Below are 15,296 nucleotides of genomic sequence, written 5' to 3' on the forward strand. Positions count from 1 at the left end.
CATGGCATCAGGGTAAGCACTAAGGCCAATGATTTCTGCTGGGTCGTTGGCATTTCCGCCGTTGCACGGCTTTGACAATGTGAAACAGTCCGGAGTTTTAATTTTCCGGCAAAAACAACTTGCCGAAAAGCGATTCCCGACAATATCAGGACATGCTCTTCTGGAGAAATACAGGGAAGTGATTTTTGATGATAATCCCAAAGCTGCCAGCTGTTTGCTGGCAGCTCCGGAGATTGGCTAAAGCAGGCGCGAGGTCAGGTTTTGCTACTGCTTGATGTTTTTGTAGCTTTCCTCGCTTTCGCGCATGATTTTCTGGCCTTCCTCGATCAGGCCGCGGCCTTCGTCGATTTTGGCCTGTCCTTCGCGCTGCAAGGCTTGTCCGCGCTCGACCAGTTGTTTGCCTTCCTGCCAGCGGGTGCCCAGCTGCGCGATGCCTTGGCTGTCACGCAGCATTTGGTCGCCAGACAGGATTTTTTCTTGCGGCGGTGGCGTGGGGTCGCTGGCGCAACCTGTCAGCAGCAATGCTGGCAGGGCGCAGGTCAGTACGAGTGTTAAACGGCTCGTGTTCCGCATCGTCATATTCCCTCGTGTGGATGAACATAAAAAGTAAAACTATCTCAAAACGCCCGTCAAACTGCAATGGCCGTGCTTGCTCGGATCAACTGACTCGCCATACCGCGTACAGCGCCGCGGAAAATACCAGGAAACTCGGCGTGATCGCCATCACTATCGGATTGATGTCGTAAATCAAACCCATATGGCCGGCAATCCTGTCCATGATGTTGAAGCTCATGCCTATCAAGACTCCCATCATGATGCGTCCGCCGGTGCTGATGCCGCGGCCTATGCCGATTACGAACGGAACCGAGACCATCAGCATCACGAAGGTCACCAAGGGGTTGACCAGGCGGCTCCAGAATGCCATTTCATAGTTCTGCGATTTCTGGTTGTTGGTTTTCAAGAAGTCGATGTACATGTACAAATCATACAGCGACAGGTTGTCGGAATTGACGACCGCGACTTTGAGTAAATCGGATTCGATGGTCGACTGCCACTGTATCTCTGCCTGGGTATCGGCGTTAATCTGCCGCGGGCTTATCGTGGACCGCTGGACGTTGGTCAGCAGCCATTGTTGATCGCCAAGAAATTTACCGTGTTCTGCGTGGGTGACTTGGTTTAGCTTGTGCTGATCGTCAATTTCGTAGACCCGAATGTCGCCCAGCGAGCCGTCATCGAGAATCTGGCGCACGTTGATGTAACGGTTGCCTTCCCGTAACCACATGCCGTATTGCGAACGCATGACGATGCCTTTGTTTTGCGCGGTGGTTTTCAGCAGCTGGGCGGCGCGTTCACTGGGAGGAGCGACGAATTCACCGACGAACACCGCGACTAATACCAGCAACAAGCCTGCCAGCATGATGCTGCGGATGATCCAGCCGGTCGACAAGCCGGCGGCGCGCATGGCGACGATTTCCCGGTTGTTGGCCATGGCGCCGACGACGAACAGGCTGCCTAGCAATGCAGCCGAAGGCACCAGTTCGAAAAACACCCGCGGCGAGGTTAGCGCGAGATACAGCAAGATCTGCTTTAGCCCGTAATTGCCATGGCCGATGTCTTTCAGTTCATCGCTGAAGGTGAACAGATTGAACAAGGTTAACAAAAGCAGCAAGGCTAATAACGAGCCTTTGCCGACTTCCTTGATGATGTAAAGCGTCAGGACATTCACGGGTTTACCTTGCCGGTCAATTTGAGGACTATCCATTTCCAGCTGTACAAGCGCGCGAGCATGATCAAGCCCACGGTGAGCAATAAGGCTTCCACCCAGAAATAGCCAAGCCAGGTAGGGACCTTGCCGCTGATGACCCAGCTGTGGTTGACGCGCTGTAAGTTGGCGTATGCGAAATAGATGCCGAATGCAATCAACATGCTGCCGTAGACACCTCCGCGCGGGGCGGACTTGGCCAGCGGTACCGCCAAAAAGGCCAGCAGCAATGTACCCATCGGCGCGTTCAAGCGATCTTGCAGCAGCGCAATTTCCCGTGTATCGGCCGAGCCCCAAATTTGTTTGGTTGGCAGGCCTTCTGTGGGAGGTACGAACGCGATGGTCTTTTTCTCCACTAAAACCGCATATTCTTGAAAGGCTTCGAGGGTGTAATCCTTCTGGCCGGGTATGCCCTGTACCCGTTCGCCATGTTCAAGAATCAAATACAAACCGCCCGGCAAATATTCCAGGCGGCCATTTCGGGCATTCACAACCCCCAGTTTTTCGCCTTGTTTGTTTTGCACGAAAACGTGCTGCATCTTGCCGGACACATCGACGTTCTCGGTATAAAAAATCAATTCGCCGCCGCTGTATTCGCTGAAACGGCCGGCGGAAATGCCGCGAATATCGGCATTTTCCTTGTCTTGATGCATCAGTTTTTGCGTCTGGGCTTCCGCCCACGGCGTGGCGTACATGGACAAGCCGGCCGCGCAGGCGCTCAAGGGCAACACCAGCCAGAATACCGCGCGGTAGATGGTAAAAACGCCGCCGCCGGCCGATGAAATGGCCGCCATCTCCTGTTCCCGGTGCATACGACCCAATACCATCAAAATGGCCATGAACAGGGCCGCCGGTAAAAACGTGGTCGTGGCGATGACGATTCTAAGACCCAGCAAGGCCATGACGGTGTCGCCGGCGATATTGCCTTCGATGGCTTGCGCGAGGACCTTGATGAATTTACGGCTGACGATGATCACGACCAGTACCGTCAAGACCGAGACGACGGTTTTAAACAGATCCTTGATGATCATCTTGTCCAACACCGTCAACAGCCGAATCGGTCGGCCGGCGCCAGGTATTGCTCGATCAGTGTTCAATAAACTTCTCCACGGAATAAGGAAGTGGGCCGACAGGCGTGCGTCCAGCCTCATGATTATCGGTGCTGTCATGTATAATTCCGGCAAACATCCCCTTCGGGAAGACTTTTACTTACGACACAGACAGACACTGCCATGGACTATTCTATAGAAAGCGTAACCTTAGACAAACTGCAAAGCGATTGTGTTGTGGTCGGTATTTACGAAAAGCAACAACTTAGCCCCGCGGCGGCGGCTCTGGATGGGCTTTGTGGCGGGCTGATCGGCAAGCTGCTCGCTCGCGGCGACATCAACGGCAAGAATGCCGAAACCCTGTTGATCAACAATCTGCCGTTCGAAAACATTAACCGCATCGTGCTGGTCGGTTTTGGCGAACGCGGCAAACTGAACCGCAAGCAGTTCCGCAAAGCGCTGGCCGCGGCGACCAAGGTGCTGAAAGACGCCAAAGTCAAACAGGCCAGTTGCGCCTTGCTGGACGTAGAAGTCGCGGCAAGCGATGCGCAATGGCTGGCGCGGCAAATCGTCGAGGTCGTCAACGACGGTTTTTACCAATATACCGCTACCAAGCAGTGCGATGATAAGGTCGCGCTGCAAGCCCTGACCATCGTCTGCAATGACGCCAATCAAGCATTGGCCGAAGCCGGCTTGAGCCAAGGCCGCGCCATCGCTCAAGGCATGGCCTTGACCAAACAACTGGGCGACTTGCCGGGCAACATTTGCACCCCGACCTATTTGGCGGAACAGGCTCTGGCCTTGGCCGGCGAGCACGAAAAGCTGAGCTGCGAAATTTTGGAAGAAAGCGATATGGAAGCCCTGGGCATGGGTGCCTTCCTGTCGGTATCGCGCGGCAGCCGTCAGCCGGCCAAATTGATTTGCCTGCAATACGAAGGCAGCGATGCGCACGTCAAACCCATCGTGCTGGTCGGCAAGGGCCTGACCTTCGATGCCGGCGGCATTTCGCTGAAACCGGGCCAGGGCATGGACGAAATGAAATACGACATGTGCGGCGGCGCCAGCGTGCTGGGCATCTTGCGCGCGGCCAGCCTGATGAATCTGAAGCTGAATATCGTCGGCCTGATTCCGTCTTCGGAAAATCTGCCGGACGGCAACGCCAACAAGCCGGGCGACATTCTGACCAGCATGGCCGGGAAAACCATAGAGGTCTTGAACACCGACGCAGAGGGCCGTTTGATTCTGTGCGACACCTTGACCTATGCCAAAAAATACGACCCCGACGTCGTCATCGACATGGCGACGTTGACCGGCGCCTGCATCGTCGCCTTGGGCCGCGTGCCCAGCGGTTTGTTCGGCAATGACGACAAACTCTGCGACGACTTGGTCAAGGCCAGCGAAACCGCCTGCGATTGGGTTTGGCGCATGCCGATCTGGGAGGAATATCAGGAGCAACTGAAGTCCAACTTTGCCGACTTGGCCAACATCGGTGGGCCCGACGGCGGCAGCATTACCGCGGCGGTGTTTTTATCCAAATTCGCCGAGGATTATCGCTGGGCGCACATCGACATCGCTGGTACCGCCTGGCGCACCGGCGCCAACAAAGGCGCAACCGGGCGTCCCGTGGCTTTGTTGAGTCAATATCTGATCAACCGTGCCTCGGCCTGAAGTCGTTTTTTACGTTCTGGCGTCCAGCTCCCAAGCCGAGCGCCAGGATTTCGCCTGCAAACTGATCGAAAAAATCTACCGCGGCGGCCAGTCCTGTTATGTGCTGACCGAGCACGCGGCGCAGGCCGCCGAAGTCGACAAATTACTGTGGACCTTCCGCGCCGGCAGTTTCGTCCCGCATCAGGTTTACCAAGGCGTATTGCCGGCCTACAAAAACACCATCCTGATCGGCGGCAACGATATTCCCGTGGATTGGCAGAAAATCATCGTCAACCTGTCCACGAACTTCCCCCCAACCGACGCACCCACCGAGCGCATCGTCGAAATTCTGGATAACAGCGAAGAAAGCAAACGCGCCGGCCGCCAGCGCTACCGGCATTACCTGGATGCCGGCCTGGAAATCATTACCCATAAACAGGAAGCCACGGGTTGGGTGGAGTCGCGGGCGCGCAAGGAATAAATGGGCGTTGAGGGGAAAGGGTATAAGCGCCAACTTACGGAGAAAAGATGTACGCACTGCGTACCCTACTGAGCTTCGAAGCTGGGTTTCATTGTCATCAGCCTGCCGCCGCAAGCCAAGTATTGGCTTATCATCAATTTGCAGACATCAGGGCTTAATTCGCCATGCCAACAATTTCTGGTTCAGCCTGTTTTTCTAATTTAGCGGAAAAGGCCTGAGTCGGCCGTTTCAGGTTTCGACCTGAGGTTGCTTTTTGCATGGCGTTGATGACGGTAGGGTTGGGTGAAAAATATTCCGGCGTGTTCCACTGACTCCATTTGTATTTGATCGTGTTGAAATCATCCGTAGCAACATCGGCAACATTGTTTTGCTCTGCTGCGTTGTACATGCCCCAGTTATTGCGGCCCATCACCTTATAAGACCAAGTTGTCCAGTGGCTGCCGGTTTCTGTAAATTGCTGAAGTCCGTAATTCCAGGATTCGGCATTTCCGAACAGCGTGAACTCCCCGATAAAATGCGGTACGTTGTATTTTGAACCCCATTTCTGAGCATCCTGTATCCATCCGTCCACGGCATTCTTCATCACCGTGAAGTCTTCATTGTTTTGCCATTGGTAATAATGCAAAGAATAGACGACGTTTTCCCAATTTTTCTGTTGGGGATTCGGAAGTGTATCCCACCACCAGATAGCTTCCATGATGATGATATGGTCGGGGTCAATAGCCCGGATAGCTTGATACAGGCGGTCATAAAGACTAACCACCTGGTCTCCCATCCTTCTGGGAAACGTCTCGGAGGGCTCATTCAGCAGGTCATAACCGGCCACGGCGGCATTATCCTTAAAACGCGAGGCAAGAGCTTCCCAAAACTCAACCAGTTGATTCTGATAAAGTGGAGAGGAGTAAAGCAGAGCGCCGTTTTGCCTGCCTGAATGATGGGCGCCGTTTTGTGACCCCGGCGCACCATGCAGATCAAGAATGGTATAGAGTCCATATTCCAGAGCTTTGTTGACGGTCCATTCTATCCGGGATAAATCAATGGCCCCGGTCTCATCCAGTCTCCAGTTGCCCTCATCATCCATGTGATTATGGGCATATATCGGTAACCGGATACAGTTGAGACCGGCATCCCTGATGTTCTTGAAATCGGTTTCCGTGATCCAGGAATCCCAGTAAGTGTTGTACAGCTCCCAGACAGCCTCTTTACCAAAACGATCGGCAAGAATGTTTCGCGCATCCCACTCGTTTGATGCTCCGGCTAATGGCGACATCCAGGGTTCATGCCCTCGCCAACCTCCCAGATTGGTGCCGTAAAGATGAGCCTCTTTACCCGCGCCGTAATTGTCCCTGATATCCATTCCATCCACTTTAAGAAAATCCGAAGCGAAACAACTTAAAGGAGACGATAGCATCAGCGTCCAGAGTAAGGCGGGTCGGCTAGGTAGACTTGAGAGAAAACCAGCATTCAGTTTCATAAGCATGAATATAGCATAGTTAGTTAAAGCCTCTACCCAACTTCACCCGAGTTATAAATAAATCGATTGTGCGTCTTGTAGGCTGATGACATGGACTCCCCCTTACCTCTAACCGGTGTCACAATGCACCAGGCAAATTAAACAGGGCAAAGGGTCGTAGGCTGTGAAGAGCAGAGCGAAACCCAGCGGAAGGTTTGAAATGACCGAGCTTGATCGCACAAACGACTCTCTGGATTTGAAAAAACCTATTGGCTTCGAAGCTGGGTTTCATTGTCATTCAACCCTGTCTACCGCCGCAAGCCAAGCATTGGCTTATCATCAATTTGCAGACATCAGCAAAACTCGATCGCTTGTCGCCTTTGGCTCGCTATGGATAGCTATCCATAGCGAGCCAAATCTACCAAACGTTCACCTGGACACCACTCGTTCCAAAAGCTCGCGGTACAGCGTCCCGCCGGAATGAAACACCAGGTAGTGTCCCGCCGCCGTCAGCAGCGCCAGAATCAGTACGAATATCAGCGTTTGGCCAAGCCCTCTCGCCGCGGTCTGCGCCGCCGAGCCGGGTGTCATGGCGTGCTGGGCCGTAGCGGGGCCGTAACCGACGTCCAGTCGCGGGGGATTGGCGCGGTAGGTCGCCACCACGGTTACTTCGGTATCAGCCGTCAATACCCGCTCGCGCAGCAACCAGTGTTGTTGCGCCAACCGTTGCCGATACTGTTCGACGCTTCCCCGCCCGTCCTCCATGCCAAGCGCCTGTCGGGCCAGTCGATTTATCAGATGCGTCGGCAGGTTGCCCGACTCGCCGGAGAAGGCGGCACGCGCCGTATCCATGTCAACCGACGAAAGATCCGGCGCTGCGTCCCATGCCGTGCCCGCCAGATGGTTTGCGGCCCGCTCGAAATGCTCCACGCCGAAAAACTGCTGTTCCGGGATGTCGGCAAACGTGGGTACGCCGGCCAAGGCAATGTTTCCGGATGCGGTCTCCAACGCGCATGGTGCCAGAGCTATGCCCCGAAACGAAGGCCTGGACTGCCGGTTCACCGCGTCCCAGTGTGGCGCCGTGGCGTTGTAGCTAAGCAGCAAAACCTCGCGTCCGCTGAACGGCGCCCGCAACAGCGGACCCAAGGCCCGCAGCACGCCGCCGATCCGCACCCTCTGCCCGTCCCGCCAGGAAAGGGGATCAGTCTCGGGTGTGGCTTGGGTTCTCCAAGCTTCCAGTACTCCCTGAAAACTGCCAAGCAGCAGCGTCACCCCCATCGCCAGCAATAGCGCCGGAATCCAGGCATGGGGCAGATTCAGCGCGTCGATGGCCATGCTTTCCAGCCCAAACGCCGTGGCAAATACCGCCAGCAAAATCAGGCAACCTTTCATCTTTAGGTTTACTCCGAATGAGTCAATTGGAACGCGTCACGCTATCCGCATTTTTGGGAAACGAGTCGGGGTACTGCCAGACCGCGAAGAGATTTTTCCTTTTGCAAGCACTATGCGAGCACAGGCAAAATGAATCAATCCCTTTGATTGACCCAGTTGTGTGCGATAAGGGCTCAATGGGCGTTGGCAGCGCTGCCTTCGGCATACCCGGAGAGATCGAACGACGCCAGCGTGCCGCGACCGAGCACCTCCACGCGCCAGCGGCGCGACCGCGGTTTACGGCTTTCGCCGCCGATCAGCCGGGGTTTCATGAACGGAAGGGTGACGAAGGTCGCGCCGCGACCGGTCCCGTCGGCGCGCTCGATAAACGCCGCCAATGGTTTGAGTCTGCTTGGGAAAGCAAGCGTGAACTCGAAGTGCCCGGAGTCAATTATTGCCAGATCGCTGCTGGCGACCCGGGCGGATTCGATTGGGATCAGCCTTGGTTTGCGCTGAATGTCGCCTACATGTTCGACGGCGTAGACATCCTCGCACACAAGTTCGACCCGCGGGGCATGTCCGTCCAGACGAGCCACCGCGCCGGGGCCTAGCCGTATTGCGCCCACGAGCCGGCCGCCCTGACGCAACCGGCTGCCCGGCTTCACTTCGAGCATGGCAGCGCCGCCACGACGCAGGCTGAAAGCGGTGAATAGGGCGCGCGCCACCCGCCAGAGTATCGCCACTAGGGCCAAGCCCAGCATCAGGCTGAACGGATTGAGATAGGACTCTTCCGCCAAAAGCGCCAAAATCTCCTGGAGGGCGTAGCCGTTCCACCAAAGTACGCCTGCCGGGAGCACGATCGCCACGACCAGGATCAAGACCTCTTCCCAGTCGGCAGCGATGCGGCCGCCCCGCTCGTCAGCGATTTCAAAAGGCAAGGGCTGCATGGTGCCTGGACCATTTGGTCAAATTTCCAAACGCCGAAAGAGCGGTCCTCATGATATTCGAAGCCTTGTTTTTGTTTACATGAATCATTCAATACACCATAAGACGCAAGACCAAGCCCTCTTCAATAGGACAAATAAAAATCCAATATAAAACAGTCGCTTAAAAATCGTTGGCACTTGAGTTTGGCGCAGCACGACATGTAGCTTATGGGTTTAGTTGTTAAATTCGGGATGGCTTGATCGTAGCACATCAAGCGTAATACCTTGATACGAAAAACGAAGCCTGCTTTCTTGTAACCGGTGTAGCGATCAGGCGCAATCTGAATCTCCGTCAGCGCAAGGCGATCATGCCGGCCGCAAGCACCAACAGTAACGCCAGCACCCAAGGCACCCAGCCGCCGTAGGCACGCGTTTCCAGCAATGCCAGCGCGGGATTGGCCGGATCATAATGGACGGTGACCCTGTCACCCGGCCGGTAAGGGCGGATGCGCTGGCGCGCGAAGGCGTCGAAGGTGGCATAGACCCGGCCGCCGAGGCTTATCCGCGTACCACGATATTCGACGTTGGCGACCGTGTAGCGATATACCACATCCGGGCGGAACAAGCGCTGCCAGCGCATGCTGATGGTGGAGTGATGGGGGTTGTGTTCCAGGGACATGAACTTATCCACGATTGCGCTCTCGATATGTCCCTCTGTGATCGGCCATGCCTGTGCGTCGCGGACCTGGCGGCGCAGAGCCTCGCCCATCAGCATCAGAAACGCCGCCAGACCCAGGCAGGCGGCGACCGGCACCGCGCGCGCCGGATCGCTCAGCTTGGTCTCGAGGCTGGTGGCCAATTTGTCAAAGCCCATGCCGCCACCCACCGCCAGCGCGACCAGCACCAGGAGGAAGATGATCATCGTGCGCCACACGCCTTCCGGCGCATCTCGCTCCAGTACCGCCTCGGATGGGGCAGCCGGGTTGTAGTACACGGTGACGCTGCAGCCGCGCGGGTATCGGCCCAGCGTGCCGGCCACGTCATGATCACCGAGATCCTCACCGATGCCGACGCGCTGGCCGGTGTAACGCTTGCCGTTCACCCGGTATTCGTAACGGATGTCGGCGAAGTTACGGATCTGCTCGTCGCCGCCCTTTTCCGCGCCGAAGCGTGTCTGTGCGGTCCTCAGCCGCCGTGACACCGCCTTGGCACTGATCACTTTGCCGTTGGTCTGCAGCCAATTGGCGGCCTTGTGGACCTGGTAGAACTTGTAACCGATGGCGAAGACAATCAGGCCGATCATCAGCGCACCGGTGATATAGATGACTTCCATCGTGTCTCCCGGATATGCGAAACCAAAGTTACGGAGATGACTCGTTCCCACGCGCAGCTTCAAGGCCATTACGCTGAAAGTCATTATTGGAGCGACGCCTTCGTCGCGACGAGGGTGTCGCTCCAGAAAACTTTCATTTGCCGGGATGATGTCGAGCCTTCATGGGCGTCAAGTTAAGAAAAACACGTCGTTCCGGCAGGGTTTGCCGAAACCCAGTAGCCAAGGACGGCAGAGGCCTTTTACTTCCCTGTGAACTGGATACCGGCAATCCATGCCGGTATGACGCCTTAACTTAATGGCAGTGACGCGCAGCATGGTGACACCGTGCTTGTTCGTGTCGCGGAACAGGCATCGCTGTAGGGTTGATCCGCATTCCCACGCGACGCGCGGGAACGAGAAAAAACCAGCGGCCGCCATTGATTTCGATTATTCGTCATTCCACCGTTCCCTGCAAGCGCGTGATCCAGGCCTGTTTCGCCGCCGGATCGACATGAAACGCCAGCGCGGTCGGTTTATGCAATAGACCTTCCTCGCCGGAGGCGTTGGGGTTGAGCTGGCGCTTTTGCACGAAATCCACCAGGCGTTTCAGGTTGTATATCAACAGCACCCGATTGTGCTCGCTGCCTCTATAGACTAGATAGCCTACGTTGTCTTCGCTCAGGCCCGGATTGCGGGCTATCAGGGCTTGCAAACTTGCTTCGTTGCCCTGGGCCAGATTTTTCAGTATCGAATCCTTGTGCCGGCTCATCATGGTGAGGCAATGCTGCGCCAGTGTGCCGTTGATTTGCTGCTGTTGCAGGTGTTCGACATCCTCGTCGTACAATAAAAAACTTTCCGCGACCAGATAATGTTGATCGCGCTCGCCGTCGTTGGCGAACAGCGACAGTTTCGCCAGTGCTGCATCCTGCAAGGCTTGCAGAAAGGACTGCGGCGAACGGATGTGTTTGTCTATCGTCACCACCCAGGGCAGGGCGCGGCCGGTGGCTTCGAAGCGGGCCTTGACGCTGCCGATCACGCCGGAACGCGACAATTCCTGCTCACGGCCGGCTGGCTTGACCAGAAAGGCGTCGACCGCAGTGATCTGGGTATGGAAACCGGCGGCCTGGAATTGACCGATCACGCCGGAATAGCGCGGCTGATAGGGAATGCCGGTGCCGTCGTACAGGAGATTGATCTTGCGTTGACGGGCATGTTCCGCGACCAGATCGCGCAATCGGTTGGCGAAGGGTTCCACATAGACGTAATCGTCACTGTGATGGTCGGCGGCCGTCAGCAGGCAATACAGATCGCTGAGCTTGCGGAATTCGTCGAGTGAAGCGATGACGAAATTCTCGCCGCATTGAGCGCGGGCGATTTCTTCGACCGCCGTTTTACCGGCTCCGGCCCCGCCCATGCACATGAACAATCTGGGCTTATCGGCCGGAATTTTGTCGGTGAATATCTTTTCCAGGGCGCGTTGCAGGGCTTGGTTGATCTTGGTCAGGCGCTGGTAGGCGATTTCCACCGTGCGGCGCAGGCGTGTTTCGCCTTGGGTGGCGGCCAGCATCTTGTTTTTTAATGTCGGGTTATCGGCCAAGGTGAACACCGTGGCGGATTCGCCGGCGAATTGCTTGATCAAGTCCAGCAACTCGGCGTGGCTGGGTGGGCGCAGACTGGTCAGGATGTTGATGTCCAGGCAAAACAACGGCGCCACGCCGTCTTCACGCACCGGAATGCAATCGATGGCGATCTTGCCGGGCGCGCGCAATTCTTCGGTGCCGGGCAGGAAGCCTATGACTTTTTCGGACACGCTCAATGGGTTGTCGACGAAATGCTGGCCGGTGATGAATTTGTCCACTTCGATGCTGCTCAGGGGCACCAGGCCGCCATTGACCGTGACGATGCACTCCACGCCGTCGGAGGTGGTATGCGACAGAAACGGAATGCCCTGCAAGAAGCGTTTGTTTTCCGGCCATTTGCCATAGCCGTTGGCCTGGTTGAGCAGGCTGCGGGTGCGCGTTGGGTCCAGCGCATGCCTAAAAGCCTGAGTGATCGCGGCATGATCGCTGTCGGGATCGTGTAGGGCCGCGGTGTCCTCCGGCGTCAGGCGGCGGAAGTCTATGCCCTGTTCGTAGACGGCCTTGAAGGCCGGCAGATTGCCCAATGCGGTGATGAAAAAGTCCAGCGTGATGCGGTTGCCGTAGGAATAAGGCCGGATGCAGCGCAAATCCTGGTACAGCCTGGCCATGCGTTCGGCGATGTCCTCGCAATGGATGACAAAGCCGTTGTTGTCGAAAATCGCGCTGTGGCGTTTGCTGCTGTCGCCGTCCAATACCAGGCGCTCGATGACGATGCGAAACTGCTTGCGTTTGTCCTTGTCCAGCATGGTGCCGGGCCGGTGATTGACGGTGACTTGTTCCCGCCAGTCGCTGAACATTTCCCGGTGGATGCGGGAGAACAAACCGGTCATATAGGTGACGCGCTTGGTCTGGTCGTGGGAGACGGTCGCCTCCAGTTCCTGCAGCAGTTTGGACAACAGCCGCGTACCCTGGGCAATCGCCAGCGCCGTGCGCAGGCGCTTCAGTTGCCGGTAGGCCGGGATGCGCCGGTGGGGGTTTTGACTCATATTATCCTTCCTCTCGCTGGCCCTGCTCTTGCTTGGCGGGCTCCGCATCGTTCTAATAATTATTCTGAGCCTTTTCCGTGGCTTGCCGTCTATCCTGCGGCCTCCCGTTGAGCTTCATGTCATTCAACACATCTTACGCTCTTATGTGTCCAGCCAATTTTGCGGTTTCAAATAGCATTCGTAGAGTTCCGCTTCGGGGCTGCCGGGTTCAGCTTGCCAATTATATTGCCAGTGTGCCACTGGCGGCATCGACATCAAAATGGATTCTGTCCTGCCGCCCGATTGCAGGCCAAACAGGGTGCCGCGGTCGTAGACCAGATTGAATTCGACATAGCGGCCGCGCCGATACAACTGAAAATTGCGTTCCCGTTCGCCGTAAGGCGTATCCTTGCGTTTCTCGACGATGGGCAGATAGGCCGGGATGTAATGATCGCCGACGCTTTGCATGAAACCAAAGGCTTGAGGGAAATCCGGCTGGTTCAGGTCGTCGAAGAACAGACCGCCGACGCCGCGGGTTTCATTGCGGTGCTTCAGGAAAAAATAGTCGTCGCACCATTTTTTGTATTGCACGTATTTGTCGTGGCCGAATGGCAGGCAGGCCTCGCGCGCGGTCTGGTGCCAGTGCAGCACGTCTTCCTTGAACGGATAAAACGGTGTCAAATCGAAACCGCCGCCAAACCACCAGATCGTCGGTTCGCCGTCTTTTTTGGCGATGAAGAAGCGCACATTGGCATGCGAGGTCGGCACGTAAGGATTGCGCGGATGGATCACCAGCGATACGCCCATGGCTTCATATTGGCGGTTGGCCAGTTCCGGGCGCTTGGCGGTCGCCGACGGCGGCAGATTGAAGCCGGAGACATGCGAGAAATTGACGCCGCCCTGCTCGAATACCTTGCCATTCGATAGTACCCGGGTTCGTCCGCCACCGCCTTCCTCGCGCTGCCAGGCATCCTCTATGAAGCGCGCCTCTGGCTCCTGCGTTTCCAATGCCGCGCAAATTTGATCTTGTAAATTCAGTAAATAGTTCTTTACTTGAGTAATGTCGTCTTCGGTCATGATAAAGCCTAATCATCGAATGAATTGCAGCCGACGAAACTACCAGCTTTTGTAGGTTTTGCACAAATTTAAAACTCAGCGGAGTGAAAAAGCTTTAGCTTTTTCTGGTTAACAATTTGTTACAACAGATTTTTACGGAGTCAGCGATGAAAAATGGCATTAAATATAGTGTGCTGCTGGTGTTGTTTTCCGGCGCGGTTTGCGCAAGCCAAGCCGATGACGATGCGGCCAAACAAACTTATTTGCAGGAAAGCCGGCAGATTACCCAGGCCTTCATGCAGAGCCTCGGCGGTACCTTGAAACAGCAACTGGAAACCACTAGCGCCGAAAATGCGATCGGCGTTTGTAAATACGTGGCGCCGGCCTTGGCCGCCGATTACTCCAAGGACGGCCGTCTAGTGAGGCGGGTATCGCTGAAAAACCGCAATAAAACCTTGGGGCAGCCGGATGCCTGGGAGCGGGACATTTTGGAAAAATTCGACCAGCAAAAAGCCCAAGACATCGCGACACTGGAAACGAGCGAGGTCATGGAAGACTCGGACGGCCGCTGGTTGCGTTATATGAAAGCCATTCCGACTCAGCCCATGTGCCTGCAATGTCATGGCCAGCCTAGCGACCTATCGGCGGGAGTCAAAGCCATATTGGCCAAGGAATATCCCGAAGATAGCGCGACGGGTTATCGCGTCGGCGATATTCGCGGCGCCGTGTCGATCAAGCAAAAATGGCCGATACAGCCATAGTAAGCGATGCGGTGGATTGCCCGTTTTTCCGCCGCCTTGAAGCGCCTGCAGCAGATCGAATTGCTGGCGCGCCAAGACGGTGAATGGTGGGTATGCGCGGCCGGCTATCCGCTTGTTGATCATCGTCGCCGCGATCTTTTTATTGATCACGCATTTGATGGAACCGACCCTGCAGAATTTCATCGCACTGCTGAGCGCCGTGGGTCTGGCGTTGGGTTTTGCCTTGAAGGATTACGTCAGCAGCCAGATCGCCGGCATCGTTACGCTGTTCGAAATTCCCTATCGGGTTGGCGATTGGATCAGCATCGACGGCAGCCACAAGTTGCTGTGCGTGGCCGATTTTTATCTGCACCCACGCCACGACGGCGAAACCGTCAGGGATGCGTTATACGACGTAGCCCTGACCAGCGCCTATTTGAACCTCGGTACGCCGATCAGCGTGGTAGCAAAAGGCGAGCCCTGGGGCATACATTACCGGCTGAAGGCCTATCCGATAGAGCCGCGCGATCAATTCCGCTTCATCATCGACTTGACCTTGAGAGGAAAGGCCATCTTGTTGGTGCATGGCGTCGAATTTGCCATTTCCCCGGGTCGCAATAGCGGGTTTTAGATTCTGGTATTTCGGCCTCGCGTCCAACTTTAAAACGCTGTACCTTGAACCCGGTAGGTATCTCACCTAAAATTACGCACTAGAAAGCGCCCTGGAAATCCGGTTTTGTAGATGGTAAAGCCGACGAAATCCGGGGTTTTTTATGCGCACACAACAATATGAACGATTCGCGGCAACGTAACTGTTCACCTCCCCCTTTAGAAAAGGGGGATTGAGGGGGAATCTCCCCTAACCCCTCGGCAACTGCTCCATGCGTTGCCCTA

At 55.9% G+C, this 15,296-nt stretch carries 14 protein-coding genes; 5 read left to right on the forward strand and 9 right to left on the reverse strand.

Going from position 1 to position 15,296, the window contains the following annotated elements:
- Positions 1–79 precede the first annotated feature (79 nt).
- Positions 80–241, forward strand: a complete 162-nt coding sequence (locus NM686_RS00885; RefSeq protein ID WP_255190061.1) for a hypothetical protein — start codon at positions 80–82, stop codon at positions 239–241.
- A gap of 23 nt (positions 242–264) precedes the next feature.
- Here NM686_RS00885 and NM686_RS00890 read toward each other — a convergent pair whose 3' ends face one another.
- The 3 genes from NM686_RS00890 to lptF form a co-directional block, all read right to left on the reverse strand.
- Positions 265–573: a hypothetical protein gene (locus NM686_RS00890; protein ID WP_255190062.1), complete on the reverse strand. Its 309-nt coding sequence runs from the start codon at positions 571–573 to the stop codon at positions 265–267.
- 85 nt (positions 574–658) lie between these two features.
- Positions 659–1,726, reverse strand: coding sequence for an LPS export ABC transporter permease LptG (gene lptG, locus NM686_RS00895; protein ID WP_255190063.1), 1,068 nt, complete (start codon positions 1,724–1,726; stop codon positions 659–661).
- Positions 1,723–2,793, reverse strand: coding sequence for an LPS export ABC transporter permease LptF (lptF, locus tag NM686_RS00900; protein WP_407942377.1), 1,071 nt, complete (start codon positions 2,791–2,793; stop codon positions 1,723–1,725). The genes lptG and lptF overlap by 4 nt, the downstream gene beginning before the upstream one ends.
- Positions 2,794–2,994: 201 nt before the next feature.
- Here lptF and NM686_RS00905 point away from each other — a divergent pair, with 201 nt between their 5' ends.
- Together NM686_RS00905 and NM686_RS00910 are read left to right on the forward strand one after the other, a co-directional pair.
- On the forward strand, positions 2,995–4,479 hold the full coding sequence (locus NM686_RS00905) for a leucyl aminopeptidase (RefSeq protein WP_255190065.1): 1,485 nt from the start codon (positions 2,995–2,997) through the stop codon (positions 4,477–4,479).
- Positions 4,466–4,939, forward strand: coding sequence for a DNA polymerase III subunit chi (locus tag NM686_RS00910; protein WP_255190066.1), 474 nt, complete (start codon positions 4,466–4,468; stop codon positions 4,937–4,939). The genes NM686_RS00905 and NM686_RS00910 overlap by 14 nt, the downstream gene beginning before the upstream one ends.
- 154 nt (positions 4,940–5,093) lie before the next feature.
- Here the strand turns inward: NM686_RS00910 and NM686_RS00915 are convergent, their stop codons facing one another.
- The 6 genes from NM686_RS00915 to hemF all read right to left on the reverse strand — a co-directional run bounded on the left by NM686_RS00915 (position 5,094) and on the right by hemF (position 13,683).
- A complete protein-coding gene (locus NM686_RS00915) occupies positions 5,094–6,296 on the reverse strand; it encodes a glycoside hydrolase family 5 protein (protein WP_269022180.1) in 1,203 nt (400 codons plus the stop codon).
- Positions 6,297–6,821: 525 nt separating this feature from the next.
- On the reverse strand, positions 6,822–7,784 hold the full coding sequence (locus tag NM686_RS00920) for a hypothetical protein (protein WP_255190068.1): 963 nt from the start codon (positions 7,782–7,784) through the stop codon (positions 6,822–6,824).
- 173 nt (positions 7,785–7,957) lie between these two features.
- Positions 7,958–8,710 carry a hypothetical protein gene (locus NM686_RS00925; RefSeq protein ID WP_255190069.1) on the reverse strand — a complete coding sequence of 251 codons (753 nt, stop codon included), beginning with the start codon at positions 8,708–8,710 and terminating at the stop codon, positions 7,958–7,960.
- 331 nt (positions 8,711–9,041) lie between these two features.
- Positions 9,042–10,022, reverse strand: coding sequence for a DUF3592 domain-containing protein (locus tag NM686_RS00930; RefSeq protein ID WP_255190070.1), 981 nt, complete (start codon positions 10,020–10,022; stop codon positions 9,042–9,044).
- 433 nt (positions 10,023–10,455) lie between these two features.
- A complete protein-coding gene (locus NM686_RS00935; RefSeq protein WP_255190071.1) occupies positions 10,456–12,627 on the reverse strand; it encodes a zeta toxin family protein in 2,172 nt (723 codons plus the stop codon).
- A 141-nt stretch (positions 12,628–12,768) separates the two neighbouring features.
- Positions 12,769–13,683, reverse strand: a complete 915-nt coding sequence (hemF, locus tag NM686_RS00940) for an oxygen-dependent coproporphyrinogen oxidase (RefSeq protein WP_255190072.1) — start codon at positions 13,681–13,683, stop codon at positions 12,769–12,771.
- Between the two features lie 146 nt (positions 13,684–13,829).
- Between hemF and NM686_RS00945 the strand changes: the two genes are divergently transcribed.
- Entirely contained in the window at positions 13,830–14,423 is a 594-nt protein-coding gene (locus NM686_RS00945; protein WP_255190073.1) for a Tll0287-like domain-containing protein, read from the forward strand.
- 79 nt (positions 14,424–14,502) lie between these two features.
- Positions 14,503–15,033, forward strand: a complete 531-nt coding sequence (locus tag NM686_RS00950; protein ID WP_255190074.1) for a mechanosensitive ion channel domain-containing protein — start codon at positions 14,503–14,505, stop codon at positions 15,031–15,033.
- The last annotated feature ends 263 nt before the right edge of the window (positions 15,034–15,296 follow it).

This window comes from Methylomonas rapida (genome assembly GCF_024360925.2).
Taxonomy (GTDB): domain Bacteria; phylum Pseudomonadota; class Gammaproteobacteria; order Methylococcales; family Methylomonadaceae; genus Methylomonas; species Methylomonas rapida.